The following is a 15,358-nucleotide window of genomic DNA, read 5'->3' as shown; positions in this document are numbered from 1 at the left end:
GAAAAAACTGCTCACATCGTTTCTCCAAGTCGCGTGACGAAGGTCACCAGGGCCTGATGCGCCGCCTCGATATCGGCGTCATCGACAGATTCTGCTGGGTTGTGGCTGATCCCGCCCTTGCAGCGGATGAACAGCATGGTCATGGGGGCGAGATTGGCCATGATCATGGCATCATGCCCGGCCTGGCTGAGCAGCATGGGGGGCGTGTTGCCCTGCCGTTCTTCCACGGCGCGGCCAAGGAGGGATGTCAGGCGTTCATCGCAAAGCGCGCCAGCCAGATCCTGTATGCGCTCGATATCGAGACGGATGCGCCTGCGTGTGCAGATGGCCTGCAGCGTGTCACTGACTTCCTGGGCAGCGCTTTCACGCACACCGGGTGTCACCGCCCTGATATCGATAGTCAGAGCGACCTTGCCCGGCACGATATTAGGGGCGCCGTTCTCGACAGTCAGCCAGCCCACTGTCGTCACCAGATCGACCGGGTCCTGTGCGCCGATGTGCTCGATGGCCGAAATTGCCTCGGCGGCGGCGGCCAGGGCATCGCGACGTTCGTGCATGGCCGTTCCGGCGTGGTCGGCTTCGCCTGTCAGCGTGACGCGGAAGCGATATTGAGAGGCGATGCCTCGCACCAGACCGAGCGGCAGACTGGCGCGCTCCAGATGGGGGGCCTGCTCGATATGCGCTTCGATATAGGCGAAGACGTTCTGCCGTCTGGCGGTATGAAAGCGCGAGACATCCAGCCCCCAGTCCGCAAGGGCCTGACGCAGTGACACGCCATCGCGATCGGTGATGCTGTCATCGATCTGCTGCTTCATGCCGGCAGCAGAGCGCGAGCCCATCATATAGGTGGGAAAACGGGAGCCTTCCTCATCTCCAAAACCGATGACCTCAAGCGCAAAAGGCAGTCTGAGGCCGCGCTCGTTGAAATAGGCCACGGTCTCGATGCCGAGCAACACACCCAGCATGCCGTCATAGCGCCCACCATCACGCACACTGTCCACATGCGAGCCGATCAGCAGAACGGGTGCGTCGGGTGTCACACCCGCATAATGCCCGACGAGGTTTCCCACGGCATCGGTTTCAACACTCATGCCCGCCTGGTCCATCCACTGGGCCAGTCTGCCGATCGTGGCCCTGTGCGCCGGGCCGAGATAGGGGCGAAAGAGTCCGTCACTCTGGTCGCTATAAGGAGCGATACCGAGTTCGTCGCAACGCGCCCGGGCACGGGCGCCGCCTGCCTGAATGTCCATGATCTGGGTCATGTATACAAGCATGTCCCATGCGAAGCCGAAAAACAATGGAAAGCTGTCCCGCAGGAAAGATTCCGTTTCGTCGCGGCCCCATCGGCGCAGCGAGGCGCTTGAATATGGCGGCAATCATGGTGGGGTTATGAGCGCGCTCGACCTTGATGTGGCTTGCGGTCGCCTGAAATCAGATCGGTTCGATACCGTCTTGCTGAAGAGCGCTGGCAAGCCGCTTATCGCCGGTAGAACTGGTCTCCCTCCCGAACCGTATTGGCACGAGCAGGACGCGCCGTTGCCGCGTATCGCGATGGCTGGAACGGGTAGTTGCGAGACTGGGAGAAAAGCCTTCCCCTGCGTAGTGCATCCGACCGGAGAGGGGTAATGCGGCGCTCTGGCGCCAGACTACGAGCCAGAATGATCTGGCCGTAGGGAACCGAACCTGCCTTGCTGAAAAAGGGGCAGGTTCGGGACGTGTTCAGGCGCCCAGTTCGGCCTTGAGCTGGGGCAGGATCTCGAACAGATCGCCCACGAGGCCGTAATCGGCCACGTTGAAGATCGGGGCTTCGGGGTCCATGTTGATCGCCACGATTACCCGGCTGTCCTTCATGCCTGCCAGATGCTGGATGGCGCCTGAAAGACCGACAGCGATATAGAGATCAGGTGCCACGATCTTGCCGGTCTGACCGACCTGCATCTCGTTCGGGGCAAACCCGGCATCCACCGCCGCGCGCGACGCACCAATGGCAGCGCCAAGCTTGTCGGCCACAGGCTCGAGCAGCTTGAAATTGGCTGCATCCTTCAGGCCGCGCCCACCCGAGATCACCACACGAGCCGATTCCAGTTCGGGGCGGTCGGAATGAGTCAGCTCGATCCCGACATATTCGGCGTCCGGCACCTCGACCGCAGCAGAGACGGCTTCGATCGGCGCCGAAGCGTCGCCCAGCTTGGCGGCTTCGAAATTGGCGTTACGCACGGTCAGCACCTTGATCGCATCGCGCGACCGCACGGTGGAAAGTGCGCTACCGGCATAGATCGGACGCACGAAGGTATCGGCGTCGATGATCTCGACCACTTCAGTGATCGGCTGCACATCCAGCAGACCAGCCACGCGGGGCAGGGTGTTCTTGCCATAAGCCGTCGCGGCGGAAACGATATGATCGTAATCCTTGGCGCGATCGGCAATCAGGGCGGCAATGCACTCAGCCAGATGCGGTGTGGAGTCCGCATGAAGAACGCGGGTGATCCCCTCGATCTTCGCGGCTTCCTGGGCACCTTCTGCGCCGATCAGCAGCACATCGACAGCACCGAAATGGCGAGCTGCGGCAACGGCGGAAAGGCTTGCCTTCTTGATGGCGGTGCCTTCGGCTTCGATCAGAACCAGAGTTGTCATGATCAGATCACCTTCGCTTCGTCACGCAGCTTGCCAACCAGCTCGGCAACGCTCGATACCTTTATACCGGCCTGACGCACGGGCGGCTCGACCACCTTCACTGTTTCCAGACGCGGCGTGATGTCCACGCCCAGCGTATCGGCAGCGATGGTCTCGAGCGGCTTTTTCTTGGCCTTCATGATGTTGGGCATGGTGGCGTAGCGCGGCTCGTTTAGGCGCAGATCGGTGGTGACCACGGCCGGGAGTGCAAGACGCACTGTTTCGAGCCCGCCATCGGCCTCACGTACCACGGTGATGCGCCCGTCCTCGACGGCAACCGAACTGGCAAACGTGCCCTGCGGCCAGTTGAGGCGTGCTGCCAGGATCTGGCCGGTCGCATTCATGTCGTCATCAATGGCCTGCTTGCCCATGATGACCAGACCGGGATTTTCGCGATCGACGATGGCCTTGAGCAGCTTCGCGACAGCCAGCGGCTCCAGTTCGGCATCGGTCTGCACCAGAATGGCACGATCGGCACCCATGGCCATGGCCGTACGCAGAACGGGCTGCGCCTCGGCTACGCCGATGGTCACCACCACGATTTCGGAGGCAGCGCCTTTTTCGCGAAGCCTGACGGCTTCTTCGACAGCAATTTCATCGAAGGGATTCATCGACATCTTCACGCCTTGCGTGTCGACGCCGCTGTTATCGGCCTTGACGCGGGGCTTGATGTTGTAATCCACCACCCGCTTGACCGGGACCACTATCTTCATCTGTTTCTCGCCGATCCTGGAATTTGTCGTCAGGGTTCATACCTTATTGCGACTCAAAATCACATACCGACAGGATAATTCGGTCCACCGGCCCCTTCGGGCACACACCAGTCGATATTCTGCGTCGGATCCTTGATGTCGCAGGTCTTGCAGTGCACGCAGTTCTGCGCGTTGATCTGCAGGCGCATGGTGCTGTTTTCCTCTAGCGCCTCATACACACCGGCCGGGCAGTAGCGGCTTTCAGGTGAGCGGAAAATGCCCCAGTTGACCGGCAGCCATTTCGACGGGTCACGCAGTTTCAGGTGGACCGGCTGGTCCTCCTCATGATTGGTGCCCGACAGGAACACCGATGAGGTGAGATCGAAGGTCAGCGTGCCATCCGGCTTCGGATAGGCAATGGGCTTGCACTGCTCGGCAGGCTTGAGCGCTTCATGATCCGTATGACGGAAATGCAGCGTCCAGGGTGCGCGGCCACGGAAAATCAGGCTGTCGATTCCGGCATAGAGCGCGCCGAGGCGATTGCCCCAGCGGGCAAAGGCAGGGCGCACATTGCGGGCCTCGAACAACTCCTTGAACAGCCAGGAACTCTTGAAACGGCGTGTATAGCTTGTGGCCTCGCAGGGGCCTTCACCCCCCAGCGCCTCGGCCACGGCTTCGGCAGCCAGCATGCCGGATTTCATCGCCGTATGCGTGCCCTTGATCTTGGGCATGTTCAGGAAGCCTGCGGAATCACCGGCCAGAACACCACCCGGAAAGGACAGGCGCGGCAGGGATTGGAAGCCGCCTTCGGACAGCGCACGCGCGCCATAGATCAGACGGCGACCGCCTTCGAGATGCTTCGCAAATTCGGGATGGGTCTTGAGGCGCTGCATCTCCTGAAAGGGAGAGAGCCAGGTATTGCTGTAATCCAGCCCGGTGACAAAACCGTAGGAGACGAGGTTTTCGCCAAAATGATAGAGCCAGGCGCCGCCATAGGTGCCGTCATCCATCGGCCAGCCAAAGCTGTGCTGCACGAAGCCGGGCTTGTGCTTTTCAGCGGGGATTTCCCAGACTTCCTTGATGCCCAGCCCATAGGTCTGCGGGTCCACGCCCTGACGCAGATTGAACTGCTTCATCACGCGCTGGCTGATCGAGCCGCGCACGCCCTCGGTCAGGATGGTCTGTTTTGCCCGCAGGATCATGCCGGGTGCGAAGTTCGGCCCCTGCTCGCCCTCACGCGTGATGCCCATATCACCGGTGATGACACCGCACAGGCGGCCATCCTCGATATAGGGTTCGGCGGCGGCAAAGCCGGGATAGATCTCGACGCCCATCTCCTCGGCCTGGGCGCCGAGCCAGCGGCAGACCTCCCCCAGCGACACGACATAATTGCCGTGATTGGCCATGGCAGGCATGAGCTTGTCGATGAAGGGTATGGCGAAGCCGCGCTTTTCGGTCAGGAAAAGCACTTTTTCTTCCGTCACCGGGGTTTTCAGCGGTGCGCCGCGTTCCTGCCAGTCGGGGAAGAGTTCGGCCAGGGCGCGGGGTTCGATCACCGCACCCGAGACGATATGCGCCCCGATTTCGCTGCCTTTTTCAACAAGGCAGATCGTGGCTTCCGGCATGAGTTGACGCAGTCGGATGGCGGCGGAAAGGCCGGCGGGCCCTCCGCCGACGATCACCACGTCGAATTCCATTTCCTCGCGTTCGATTTGCGTGCTCATGCGGTGTTCCGATCCAACTCGGTATCAGGCACCGCGGCGCGTGAACGTCCAGTAGAACGGCACGCGGCCTTCGCGGTAGGCCTTGGCTTCATAGCGTGTGGGTGACCAGCCTTCGGGGCGCTCGCCTTTGGCAGGCGGGGGCGCATCGAACAGATCCTGCGCGCCCATGATCTCGAACACCCAGTCCTGATAGACGGGATGATCGCTCGCAACGCGCCAGACGGCGCCGGGCTTCAGCAGGCGGGCCAGTTCGCGAATATTCTCCGGATGGATGAAGCGACGCTTGGCATGGCGTGCCTTGGGCCACGGATCGGGGAACATCAGATAGGCGCGGTCGAGGCAGCCATCGGGCAGGGATTTCAGCAGCTGACGCGCATCATCGGGCCAGATACGGAAATGATCCGGCGGGGTGATCGTGTCCTCTTCGCCTTCCGGCACGATGCGGGACATGAGCGAGCACAGCCCGTTCTCGAAAACCTCGGCGGCAATATAGCCGACATCCGGATTGCGCTGTGACTGATCGAGCGCATGCTCGCCGCCGCCGAACCCGATTTCAAGCCAGACGCCCTGAACAGGAGCGCCAGTGAAGGCGGCCTGCGGAGCGGCGGCCTGATCGGGGTTCAGACGGAGCCTGGGCAGTGCCTCATCGAGGAGGCGCTGCTGGCGGGCGCGGAGCGGGTGCCCGCGCTGGCGGCCATAAAGCCGCTCAGGCTGGGACTTGAGAGGGGTGTCAGACAGTTGGGGACCTCAGCGGTTGAGGGCACCGCGCAGCGAGCTGACCAGATCGGTCTGCTCCCACGTGAAGTTGTCCAGCACCGGATCGGGCACGCGACCGAAATGGCCATAGGCCGAGGTCGGCACATAGATCGGACGGTTCAGGCGCAGATGCTTGCGGATACCGCGCGGCGAGAGATCGACCATTTCGTTCAGCAGCTTGCCGAGACGGGCTTCGTCGATATCCTTGCCCGTGCCATCGAGATCCACATAGACCGAGAGCGGCTTGGACACGCCAATGGCGTAGCTGAGCTGGATGGTGCAGCGATCGGAAAGACCGGCAGCAACCACGTTCTTGGCCAGGTAGCGCGCGGCATAGGCAGCCGAACGGTCAACCTTGGTGGGGTCCTTGCCCGAGAAGGCGCCGCCGCCATGGGGGGCTGCACCACCGTAGGTGTCGACAATGATCTTGCGACCCGTCAGGCCGGCATCGCCATCGGGACCACCGATCACGAAGTTGCCCGTCGGATTGACGTAGAATTCTTCTTCCGGGCACATCCAGCCTTCCGGCAGGACTTCACGAACCACTTCGCGCAGCATTTCGCGAATGGTGTTCTGGCGCATGCCCTCGATATGCTGCGTCGAGATCACGACCGACGTCGCGCCAACGGGCTTGCCATCGACATAACGCAGCGTGACCTGGCTCTTGGCATCCGGCAGCAGGCCGACGCCCAGAGCATGGCCGCTCTTGCGGTAGTCACGAACCTTCTCGAGGATCGACTGCGCGTAATAGAGCGGGGCCGGCATCAGGTGCTCGGTCTCGCGGGTGGCGAAGCCGAACATGATGCCCTGGTCGCCCGCGCCTTCATCCTTCTCGCCAGCGCTATCGACGCCAACAGCGATGTCGGCGGACTGCGCGTGCAGCAGGGAGGTGATTTCAGCGTTCTTCCAGGAGAAACCTTCCTGGTCGTAACCGATATCCTTGATGGCGTGACGGGCGCGCTCGATCAGCAATTCGCTGGTGATCGAAGCCGGACCACGAACTTCACCGGCCAGAACGACACGGTTGGTGGTGCAGAGGGTTTCACACGCAACGCGGGCTTCCGGGTCTGCTTCCAGATAAGCGTCCAGAACGGTATCGCTGATACGGTCAGAGACCTTGTCCGGATGACCTTCAGAAACGGATTCCGATGTGAAGAGAAATTCGCCGTAGTTACGCACTCAGGGACCTCGCAGGGAATGAGTGAAAGAAAGGAGTACGGACGTGCGACAACCTGCGCCCGACCCGCAAGAGAGGGCTGTCCTTAGAGGCATACAGCCGCAGGGGTCAAGCGTTTGTTATGTTTCAGACGCAAGGCAGGCCCGTTTCAGCCGCCGAATATTTCCGCCATCTCATATAACCCGGCAGGTTTACCTGCCACAAAGCGGGCAGCCTTTACAGCACCCTGGGCAAAGACCCGTCGGTCGAAGGCACGATGCGACAGGGTAATCTGTTCTGTGCCTGAAGTCAGGATCAGGCTGTGCTCGCCCACAATCTGCCCGGCCCGCAGAGAGGCAAAACCAATGGCCTCCTCACCCCGTACGCCTGAGCGATTGACTTCCATGACGTCGTTCAGCGCGACACCACGGCCCTCGGCAAGGCGCTCACCAATGGCGAGGGCTGTGCCGGACGGGGCATCACGCTTCTGACGGTGATGCGTTTCCAGAATTTCAGCATCATATTCATGGGCAGGCAGTCTGGCGCCGAGCTGACGCGCCAGATCGAGCAACATGGTCAGGCCGGGTGCGAAATTGGCAGCCCGTAGCACCGGGATCCGCGTTGCGGCTGCGCGAATGGCCAGTTCTTCCGCCGCGCCGAACCCTGTTGTTCCGATCACCCAGCCGCAGCCGGCCTGCGCAAAGGCTTCGGCGTTGGCCAGTATCGCAGCCGGGCTGCTGACATCGATCACAACATCGCTGCACGCCGCCAGCTGAGCCGGATCTGTCATGATGCGCTTCTGCGGATCGGCCTTGCGTGCCAGCCCACCGGACAGCTCAAGCCCGGATGCCGCCACTTCCTCGACGCAGAGCGCGCCGAGGCGACCGGTGATACCTGCAATGCCGATACGCATGGCTCTTACTTCCCTTCGAAGAAGTCCTTGACCTTGGCGAAGAACCCCGTGTGCTCGGGATTGGCCTTTTCCTGCTCCTGCGCCTCACCAGCCTCTGCCTCGAAAGCCTCGAGAAGTTCCTTCTGGCGGGCGTTGAGGTGATGCGGCGTCTCCACGGCAACCTGGATATACATATCACCCCGTGCGCTGGAACGCAGCACCGAGAAGCCCTTGCCACGCAGGCGGAAATTCTCGCCCGATTGCGTGCCGGCAGGGATTTTCACCTTGGCGCGGCTGCCATCGATGACAGGCACTTCGATTTCCGTACCGAGCGCCGCCTGCGTCATGCGAAGCGGCACGCGGCAATAGATGTTGGCTCCATCGCGTTGGAAGATATCGCTGCCACCCACTGCGACATGAACATAGAGATCGCCCGGCTGGATACCGCTGCCACCGGCTTCGCCCTCGCCCGTCAGGCGGATGCGTGTGCCATCTTCCACGCCGGCGGGAATGGGAACCTCGATCGAACGCGTCTGCTCGGTTGTGCCGCTTCCCTTGCAGCTTTTGCAGGGATTGCGCACGATCTTGCCCGAGCCCTTGCAGGTGGGGCAGGGACGCTCAACCAGAAAAAAGCCCTGCTGTGCACGCACGGCACCAGCGCCATGACAGGTCGGGCAGGTAACATCGCCGGGGTTGCTGTCAGCCGATCCCGTACCATGGCAGCTTTCGCAGGCGACGCGGGTACGGATTTCGACCGGCTTCTTGACGCCTTCATAGGCTTCGGAAAGCGAGATTTCGACCTGAACCTGAATGTCGTTGCCGGTGCGACGACGACCGCCACCACGACGGCCTCCCATCATGTCGCCAAACATCTCGAAGATGTCATCGAGGCCACCGCCGCCGAATCCGCCCCCGAAACCACCGCCGCCCATACCGCCATTTTCAAAGGCAGCATGACCGAAGCGGTCATAGGCAGCGCGCTTCTGTTCGTCTTTCAGAACATCATAGGCTTCGTTGATTTCCTTGAACTTGTGCTCGGCTGTTTCATCGCCCGGATTACGGTCGGGATGAAAGCGCATGGCCTGCTTGCGATAGGCCTTTTTAAGCTCATCGGCAGAGGCTGTGCGGGAGACTTCAAGAACAGCGTAGAAATCGATCTTGGTGGCCATGGGAGTCCTCGTCAGGAGATCCAGGGATCAGAATATGCGGCCTGTAATGACCAGCGGGGGCAATCAAAGCAACGCGGATAAAAACCGCGCTGGGCTGAACGGCGAAACGCCCGCCCTTCCCTCAGGAAGGACGGGCGTCAAAAGCATCGAGCCTCTGGAGGGGCGAACCCCTCCTCGGGGAGATCAGTGCTTCTTGCTGTCGTCCACGTCCTCGAAATCGGCATCGACGACGTTTTCGTCCTTGGCAGCATGGGCTTCGCCACCGGCGGCACCCTCTTCAGCCTGAGACTGGGCATAGACAGCCTGACCGATCTTCATGGCAGCCTGGGTCAGACGCTCAGTCGCCGACTTCAGGGCCTCAAGATCCGTGCCGTTCATGGCTTCGCGGGTCGCAGCCACTGCCGATTCAGCCTCAGCCTTGTCAGCTGCCGGCACCTTGTCGCCAGCTTCGGTCAGCGACTTTTCAGTCTGATGGATCAGGGCCTCGGCGCTGTTGCGCTGCTCGACCATCTCGCGCTTGGCCTTGTCTGCCGTGGCGTTGGCCTCGGCTTCCTTCACCATACGGTCGATATCGGCATCGTTCAGACCACCAGAAGCCTGGATCTTGATCTGCTGTTCCTTGTTGGTCGCCTTGTCCTTGGCCGACACGTTGACGATACCATTGGCATCGATGTCGAACGTGACTTCGATCTGCGGCACGCCACGCGGAGCAGGAGCAATTCCGGTGAGGTCGAAATTACCGAGCAGCTTGTTGTCTGCCGCCATTTCGCGCTCGCCCTGATAGACCTTGATGGTCACGGCGCTCTGGTTGTCATCAGCCGTCGAGAAGGTCTGGCTCTTCTTGGTCGGGATCGTCGTGTTGCGATCGATCAGACGGGTGAAGACACCGCCCAGCGTCTCGATACCCAGCGAAAGCGGGGTCACGTCGAGAAGCAGAACATCCTTCACGTCGCCCTTGAGCACGGCGCCCTGAACTGCGGCACCGATCGCCACCACTTCGTCAGGGTTGACGTTGCGGGCGGGTTCCTTGCCGAAGAACTGCTTAACCGTCTCGATGACCTTCGGCATACGCGTCATGCCACCGACGAGAATGACTTCGTCGATTTCAGCCGGGGTAACCGAGGCATCCTTGAGCGCGGCGCGGCACGGGCCGAGCGTACGCTGAACCAGATCCTCGACCAGGCTTTCCAGCTTGGCGCGGCTCAGCTTGACCACGAGATGCTTCGGGCCCGAGGCATCAGCCGTGATGAAGGGCAGGTTGATCTCGGTTTCCTTGGAGGAGGAAAGCTCGATCTTGGCCTTCTCGGCGGCTTCCTTCAGACGCTGCAGAGCCAGCTTGTCGCCGCGCAGGTCGATGCCCTGGTCGCGCTTGAACTCGTCTGCGAGGTAACCAATGATGCGGTTATCGAAGTCTTCACCACCAAGGAACGTGTCACCGTTGGTGGACTTCACTTCGATCACGCCATCGGAGATCTCGAGGATCGACACGTCGAACGTGCCACCACCAAGGTCATACACGGCCACCGTGCCGGAATCGCGCTTGCCAAGGCCATAAGCCAGAGCCGCAGCGGTCGGCTCGTTGATGATACGCAGCACTTCAAGACCGGCGATACGACCGGCATCGCGCGTTGCCTGACGCTGGGCGTCATTGAAGTAGGCCGGAACCGTGATGACGGCCTGGGAGACGGTCTCACCGAGATAAGCCTCGGCGGTTTCCTTCATCTTGCCCAGCACGAAAGCGGAGATCTGCGACGGGGCGTAGTTCTCGCCACGGGCGCGGACCCATGCATCGCCGTTATCGCCACGTACGATTTCGTACGGGACCATTTCCTTGTCCTTGGCGACGGTCGGGTCGTCATAGCGACGGCCGATCAGACGCTTGACGGCATACAGCGTATCGGAAGGGTTGGTGACAGCCTGGCGCTTGGCAGCCTGTCCAACCAGACGCTCACCGTTGGCGGTGAAAGCGACCATGGACGGCGTGGTGCGTGCGCCTTCGCTGTTCTCGATGACCTTGGTCTCATCGCCTTCGCGGATCGCGACGCAAGAGTTGGTGGTGCCAAGGTCAATACCAATGACTTTGCTCATATTTCAGTCCTCTCAGCGGCGTCATCCGGCCCATTCAGGCACCGGGCAACGCCCTTGTTTTCGTCTCCCTGCCTCGGCAGGGGCGGGTTACAGATAAAATCTAGGAGCGCATGACGAGGGTTTCAAGCCTCATTCTGCGGCTTTGTTGCCGCCCTTCGCCACAACGACCATGGCGGGCTTGAGCAGACGGCCATTAAGCGTCCAGGTGGGGGTCCAGGCCTGCATTACCGTACCATCCGCGTGTTCGTCGCTCGGCTGCTCTGCCATCGCCTGATGCAGATTGGCATCGAATACCTCGCCCACCGGATGCTGGCAGGTAATGCCATTGCGCTCCAGGATACCAAGGAAAGAGCGTTCCGTGCTCTCGAAGCCCTCACGGAGCTTGGCGACGAGCCCTTCTTCACCCTCGGCCTTGGGCGGCAGGGAGGCAAGGCCACGCTGCAGGTTTTCAGCCGCTTCGACCACGTCCTTGGCGAATTTCTGCACCGCATACTGGCGGGCATCTTCCACTTCGCGCTTCGCGCGGGTGCGGTAATTCTGCATTTCGGCTTCGGAGCGCATCCACTTGTCGCGGAATTCCTCAACCTGGGCTTCCAGCTCGGCAATACGGGATTCAGGCGTCTGGCCTGCCGTATCGGTGGTGGCCTCTGCCGCTTCGGCGGTCTCGGGTGCCGGGGCGTCGTTCTGCGCGTCGTGCAGCGTGTTCTCAGTCGTCATCGTGGTCGCAACCTCGAAAAATCGGGCCCGGTCAGGCCGGGCAGCAAAAGGTCGGCTTCAGCGTACTCCCCCGCAACGGGGCGAGCATGACCGCCAGAAGCCACGGAAACACTCGGGTCGACCATCCAGCGATGTCCGACCGTTTTCGGCAGCCCCGTCTTGGGCGCAGCCGCGTGGTAAGATATAGGTGGCTGTGACAAGCCATATGCCAACCCCCCTTGGATTGGCAACAGGCAGAAATTGAAGGCGGATACATCGCGCATGGAGACGACAAAGCACACCATCGCCCTGGTGGATGATGACCGTAACATCCTCACTTCGGTCCAGATGACGCTGGAGGCCGAAGGGTTTGTTGTGCACGCCTATACCGATGGCGAAGCCGCCCTGCAGGGCATATTGGCGCGCCCTGTCAGTCTGGCAGTGCTGGACATCAAGATGCCGCGCATGGATGGTATGGAGCTGCTGCAACGCCTGCGGGCGCGCTCATCCCTGCCGGTCATCTTCCTCTCCTCCAAGGATGAGGAACTGGACCAGCTCATGGGCCTGCGCCTTGGGGCGGATGACTACATCACCAAGCCTTTCTCGCAGCGCCTGCTGCTGGAGCGTATCCGCGCCCTGCTGCGCCGTCAGGATGCCAGCCGCGCCGAGGGCAGCGGTACGTCAGGCGCAGGCGCCGCCATCGTGCGTGGCAGCCTCACCCTTGATGAGACGCGCCATCAGTGCCTCTGGGCGGGGCAGGATATCATGCTGACCGTCACAGAATTCCTGCTGGTCAAGGCGCTGGCTCTTCGTCCGGGCATGGTGAAATCACGCGACCAGCTGATCGATGCGGCTTACGGTGAAAACATCTATGTGGATGACCGCACCATCGACAGCCACATCAAGCGTGTCCGCAAGAAGTTCAGGCAGATCGATGACAACTTCAACCAGATCGAGACCCTGTACGGCATAGGATATCGCTACAAGGAAGACTGAGCCAGAATGCCGCAGCGTGAATCATTCGGCAGGCGGTCGCGGCGCGGTGCGCCGGGCGGCATGTCACAGGCCTTCAAGCGCTTGCGTCGGCGCTCATTTCGCCATGGTGACACGCTGGCGCTGGAGGCCGGACGCGAGAGCCGTCGGACGACACGTCGCTTCCGTCTGCCGCGTTTCGCCTCGCCGCTCATGCGGCGCATCTTCCTGCTCAACACGCTGCCTCTGGCCATTCTGGCCGTCACGCTGCTTTTCCTGAACGACTTCCAGAACAGCCTGCTTGAAACCGATGTGAATGCCCTGCGCGAGCAGGCCCATATCTACGCTGCGGCCATGGGGCAGATTGCCGTGGTGCGCGACCCGGCCCGTCATCCCTTTCCCGGTGCCGAATTCATGCTCGACGGGGCGCAGGCGCGCCCCTTGTTGCTTCGGCTGACCGAACCCAGCCCCAATGTGCGCGCGCGCCTTGTCGGGCCGGATGGCACTCTGGTGGCCGACAGCCTGAACGAAGCCGCCCTTGTGCGCCGCGACCGCAAGGGGCAGTCGGGGGCGGGCGAGCCTGCGCCGCCGCCACGCTGGCAGCCACCACGCAATAACGGCATCGAAATTGCCTATGAATGGCTGCTTTCCCTGCTGCCGCTCTCCTCCCGCGAGGGGATTGTCATGCTGGAAACGCAGGACGCGCCGCCGCCTCTGCGCTCGGCAGGCGAATATCGGGGTGCCGAAGCCGCGCCCTATATCCGGCGCACCCCCGAGCATGAGCTGGTGATCACGGTGGCAGAGCCGGTCATCCATGACGGTCAGACCGTGGGGATCATCCAGCTTACGCGCCAGGCCCAGGAGGTCGATCGTTCGCTGTTTGCCGTCCGGTCCTCCATACTCTCGCTGTTTCTGGCGGCTATGGCCGTGACGGTCCTGCTGTCATGGTATCTCTCGATCACCATCGCCCGCCCGCTGCTGCGTCTTGCGGTGGCGTCGCATGACATGCGCGATGTGGCCGGGCGCGCTGACAGCGTGCCGGAATCCCTGCTGGTACGCCGTGACGAAATTGGCGTGCTTGCGCGAGCCCTGCGTGGCAGCGTGCTGGCACTATGGGCCCGCATGGACGCGATCGAGCGCTTTGCGGCCGATGTGAGCCATGAAATCAAGAACCCGCTTTCATCCATCCGCTCGGCCATCGAGACGTTGCCGCGTATCGAGAACCGTGAACGGCAGACGCGCCTGCTGGCGATCATCAACAACGATGTCCGCCGTCTGGACCGGCTGATTACCGACATTGCGGATGCAAGCCGTATCGACGCCGAGCTGTCACGAACACGCTCTGAGCCCGTGGCGGTCGGTATGCTGCTCTCCATCCTGACGGAGATGCATCAGACAACGCGCAAGCCTGAAGACGCGATCATCATTCTTGATGACTCTCACGACGATGCCAATCATCCGCTGCGTGTACTGGCTGTCGAGGACCGTCTTGTTCAGGTCCTGCGCAATCTCATTGGCAATGCCATTTCATTCTCTCCCCCGCGCGGGCACATAACGCTCTTCATGCGCCCCGAGGACAGGCAGATCCGTATAACGGTGAGTGATGAGGGGCCGGGTATTCCGCCTCTCAAACTCGAGGATATTTTTGACCGCTTCTATTCGGAGCGACCCCAGACCGAGAATTTCGGCCAGCATTCAGGCCTGGGGCTGGCGATCAGCCGCCAGATTATCGAGGCCCTTCACGGGACGCTCCATGCCGAGAACCGTTATGACGAAACGGGTCGGATCATAGGCGCCCGTTTCGTCATCCTGTTGCCACGCGCGCTGTAGCGCCTTTTCGCTCACGAGCGGGCCAGTCGCGTCTGGCCGGCCAGGGTGCGGCGGGCATAGATATTGCGCATCTGCTGTACGCCGTTTTCATAGGCGGCCTGCGTGCATTCCTCGATATCGGCTTCGCGGCGATCGCTGGCGCCTACCGTACGTTCACAGATATCGGCCGCCTTGACACGGATGGTATCGGCAACGCGATTCCAGTCGCGGTCAGATTTCAGGTTGGTGTTGGACACATCAATCTGAGCCGTCTGGTTTGCTGCAGCCTGGACGTTCTCGACTACGATGTCTTTCGCCAGGGCAGGCTGGGCAGCAAGAGCGACGAGGCTGGCAGCGGCGATGAAGGACTTGGTGAATGCGAACATGATTGAAATCCCTATGTGCCTCAGGCCCTTTGCCTGATGGTCTGATTTCTCTCTTGCAAGCATCGTGCCAAACTCGATTTACGGGCGTTATTCCGGAATTTTTTTGTTGTTATGCCGATTTGTGTGCGACAAATTATTACCTAATGGCGGCATGAATCATAATATGGTGAAAAACACCCATTATTCTTGCTACCGCGATTGGAAAATAAGATTCTCACCCGCCTAGGATGAAAATTCTCAGGATAGCGAACATAGACGGCGAGGTGCCAGATGCCTTAGCTCCGATGATCAGGGCGGGGATTGCAGGCGCAGGACCCGCTGCGGACAGAGGTTGGCGCTCTTCTT

Annotated in this window: 13 protein-coding genes; 2 read left to right on the top strand and 11 right to left on the bottom strand. The window is 61.3% G+C overall.

Annotation, left to right across the window (positions count from 1 at the left end; translation table 11 throughout):
* Positions 1 to 11: 11 nt before the first annotated feature.
* The 10 genes from Asbog_RS14020 to Asbog_RS13970 form a co-directional block, all read right to left on the bottom strand.
* Positions 12 to 1,262, bottom strand: a complete 1,251-nt coding sequence (locus tag Asbog_RS14020) for an allantoate amidohydrolase (RefSeq protein ID WP_231944598.1) — start codon at positions 1,260 to 1,262, stop codon at positions 12 to 14.
* 457 nt (positions 1,263 to 1,719) lie between these two features.
* A complete protein-coding gene (locus Asbog_RS14010) occupies positions 1,720 to 2,634 on the bottom strand; it encodes an FAD-binding protein (RefSeq protein ID WP_062165573.1) in 915 nt (304 codons plus the stop codon).
* A 2-nt stretch (positions 2,635 to 2,636) separates the two neighbouring features.
* On the bottom strand, positions 2,637 to 3,386 hold the full coding sequence (locus tag Asbog_RS14005) for an electron transfer flavoprotein subunit beta/FixA family protein (RefSeq protein WP_062165572.1): 750 nt from the start codon (positions 3,384 to 3,386) through the stop codon (positions 2,637 to 2,639).
* 59 nt (positions 3,387 to 3,445) lie between these two features.
* On the bottom strand, positions 3,446 to 5,089 hold the full coding sequence (locus Asbog_RS14000; protein WP_171840715.1) for an electron transfer flavoprotein-ubiquinone oxidoreductase: 1,644 nt from the start codon (positions 5,087 to 5,089) through the stop codon (positions 3,446 to 3,448).
* Positions 5,090 to 5,113: 24 nt separating this feature from the next.
* The gene (trmB, locus tag Asbog_RS13995) at positions 5,114 to 5,827 is read right to left on the bottom strand and encodes a tRNA (guanine(46)-N(7))-methyltransferase TrmB (RefSeq protein ID WP_062165571.1); all 714 of its coding nucleotides are present in this window, start codon (positions 5,825 to 5,827) and stop codon (positions 5,114 to 5,116) included.
* Positions 5,828 to 5,836: 9 nt separating this feature from the next.
* Positions 5,837 to 7,024, bottom strand: a complete 1,188-nt coding sequence (gene metK / locus Asbog_RS13990; protein WP_062165570.1) for a methionine adenosyltransferase — start codon at positions 7,022 to 7,024, stop codon at positions 5,837 to 5,839.
* Positions 7,025 to 7,170: 146 nt separating this feature from the next.
* Positions 7,171 to 7,914: a 4-hydroxy-tetrahydrodipicolinate reductase gene (gene dapB, locus Asbog_RS13985; RefSeq protein ID WP_062165569.1), complete on the bottom strand. Its 744-nt coding sequence runs from the start codon at positions 7,912 to 7,914 to the stop codon at positions 7,171 to 7,173.
* 5 nt (positions 7,915 to 7,919) lie between these two features.
* Positions 7,920 to 9,062, bottom strand: a complete 1,143-nt coding sequence (dnaJ, locus tag Asbog_RS13980) for a molecular chaperone DnaJ (RefSeq protein ID WP_062165568.1) — start codon at positions 9,060 to 9,062, stop codon at positions 7,920 to 7,922.
* Positions 9,063 to 9,245: 183 nt separating this feature from the next.
* Positions 9,246 to 11,150: a molecular chaperone DnaK gene (dnaK, locus tag Asbog_RS13975; RefSeq protein WP_062165567.1), complete on the bottom strand. Its 1,905-nt coding sequence runs from the start codon at positions 11,148 to 11,150 to the stop codon at positions 9,246 to 9,248.
* 129 nt (positions 11,151 to 11,279) lie between these two features.
* A complete protein-coding gene (locus Asbog_RS13970) occupies positions 11,280 to 11,867 on the bottom strand; it encodes a nucleotide exchange factor GrpE (RefSeq protein WP_062165566.1) in 588 nt (195 codons plus the stop codon).
* 261 nt (positions 11,868 to 12,128) lie between these two features.
* Here Asbog_RS13970 and Asbog_RS13965 point away from each other — a divergent pair, with 261 nt between their 5' ends.
* Both Asbog_RS13965 and Asbog_RS13960 read left to right on the top strand, forming a co-directional pair.
* Complete coding sequence (locus Asbog_RS13965) at positions 12,129 to 12,842, top strand: response regulator transcription factor (protein ID WP_023978270.1); 714 nt, start codon at positions 12,129 to 12,131, stop codon at positions 12,840 to 12,842.
* Positions 12,843 to 12,848: 6 nt separating this feature from the next.
* Complete coding sequence (locus Asbog_RS13960) at positions 12,849 to 14,648, top strand: ATP-binding protein (RefSeq protein ID WP_255493461.1); 1,800 nt, start codon at positions 12,849 to 12,851, stop codon at positions 14,646 to 14,648.
* Positions 14,649 to 14,659: 11 nt separating this feature from the next.
* Here Asbog_RS13960 and Asbog_RS13955 read toward each other — a convergent pair whose 3' ends face one another.
* Positions 14,660 to 15,013: a UrcA family protein gene (locus Asbog_RS13955; protein ID WP_122048581.1), complete on the bottom strand. Its 354-nt coding sequence runs from the start codon at positions 15,011 to 15,013 to the stop codon at positions 14,660 to 14,662.
* Positions 15,014 to 15,358: the final 345 nt, after the last annotated feature.

Origin of the sequence: Asaia bogorensis NBRC 16594, from assembly GCF_001547995.1 — a bacterium.
In the GTDB taxonomy this organism is placed as follows: domain Bacteria; phylum Pseudomonadota; class Alphaproteobacteria; order Acetobacterales; family Acetobacteraceae; genus Asaia; species Asaia bogorensis.
This window is presented reverse-complemented; position numbering and strand designations above follow the sequence as displayed.

Bases quoted from the DNA above. Each gene is read 5' to 3' on its own strand.
- Asbog_RS14000 (WP_171840715.1), bottom strand. From the start codon at position 5,089: ATGAGCACGCAAATCGAACGCGAGGAAATGGAATTCGACGTGGTGATC.
- dnaJ (WP_062165568.1), bottom strand. From the start codon at position 9,062: ATGGCCACCAAGATCGATTTCTACGCTGTTCTTGAAGTCTCCCGCACA.
- Asbog_RS14005 (WP_062165572.1), bottom strand. From the start codon at position 3,386: ATGAAGATAGTGGTCCCGGTCAAGCGGGTGGTGGATTACAACATCAAG.
- dnaK (WP_062165567.1), bottom strand. From the start codon at position 11,150: ATGAGCAAAGTCATTGGTATTGACCTTGGCACCACCAACTCTTGCGTC.
- Asbog_RS13960 (WP_255493461.1), top strand. From the start codon at position 12,849: ATGCCGCAGCGTGAATCATTCGGCAGGCGGTCGCGGCGCGGTGCGCCG.
- dapB (WP_062165569.1), bottom strand. From the start codon at position 7,914: ATGCGTATCGGCATTGCAGGTATCACCGGTCGCCTCGGCGCGCTCTGC.
- Asbog_RS14010 (WP_062165573.1), bottom strand. From the start codon at position 2,634: ATGACAACTCTGGTTCTGATCGAAGCCGAAGGCACCGCCATCAAGAAG.
- Asbog_RS13965 (WP_023978270.1), top strand. From the start codon at position 12,129: ATGGAGACGACAAAGCACACCATCGCCCTGGTGGATGATGACCGTAAC.
- Asbog_RS13955 (WP_122048581.1), bottom strand. From the start codon at position 15,013: ATGTTCGCATTCACCAAGTCCTTCATCGCCGCTGCCAGCCTCGTCGCT.
- Asbog_RS13970 (WP_062165566.1), bottom strand. From the start codon at position 11,867: ATGACGACTGAGAACACGCTGCACGACGCGCAGAACGACGCCCCGGCA.
- Asbog_RS14020 (WP_231944598.1), bottom strand. From the start codon at position 1,262: ATGACCCAGATCATGGACATTCAGGCAGGCGGCGCCCGTGCCCGGGCG.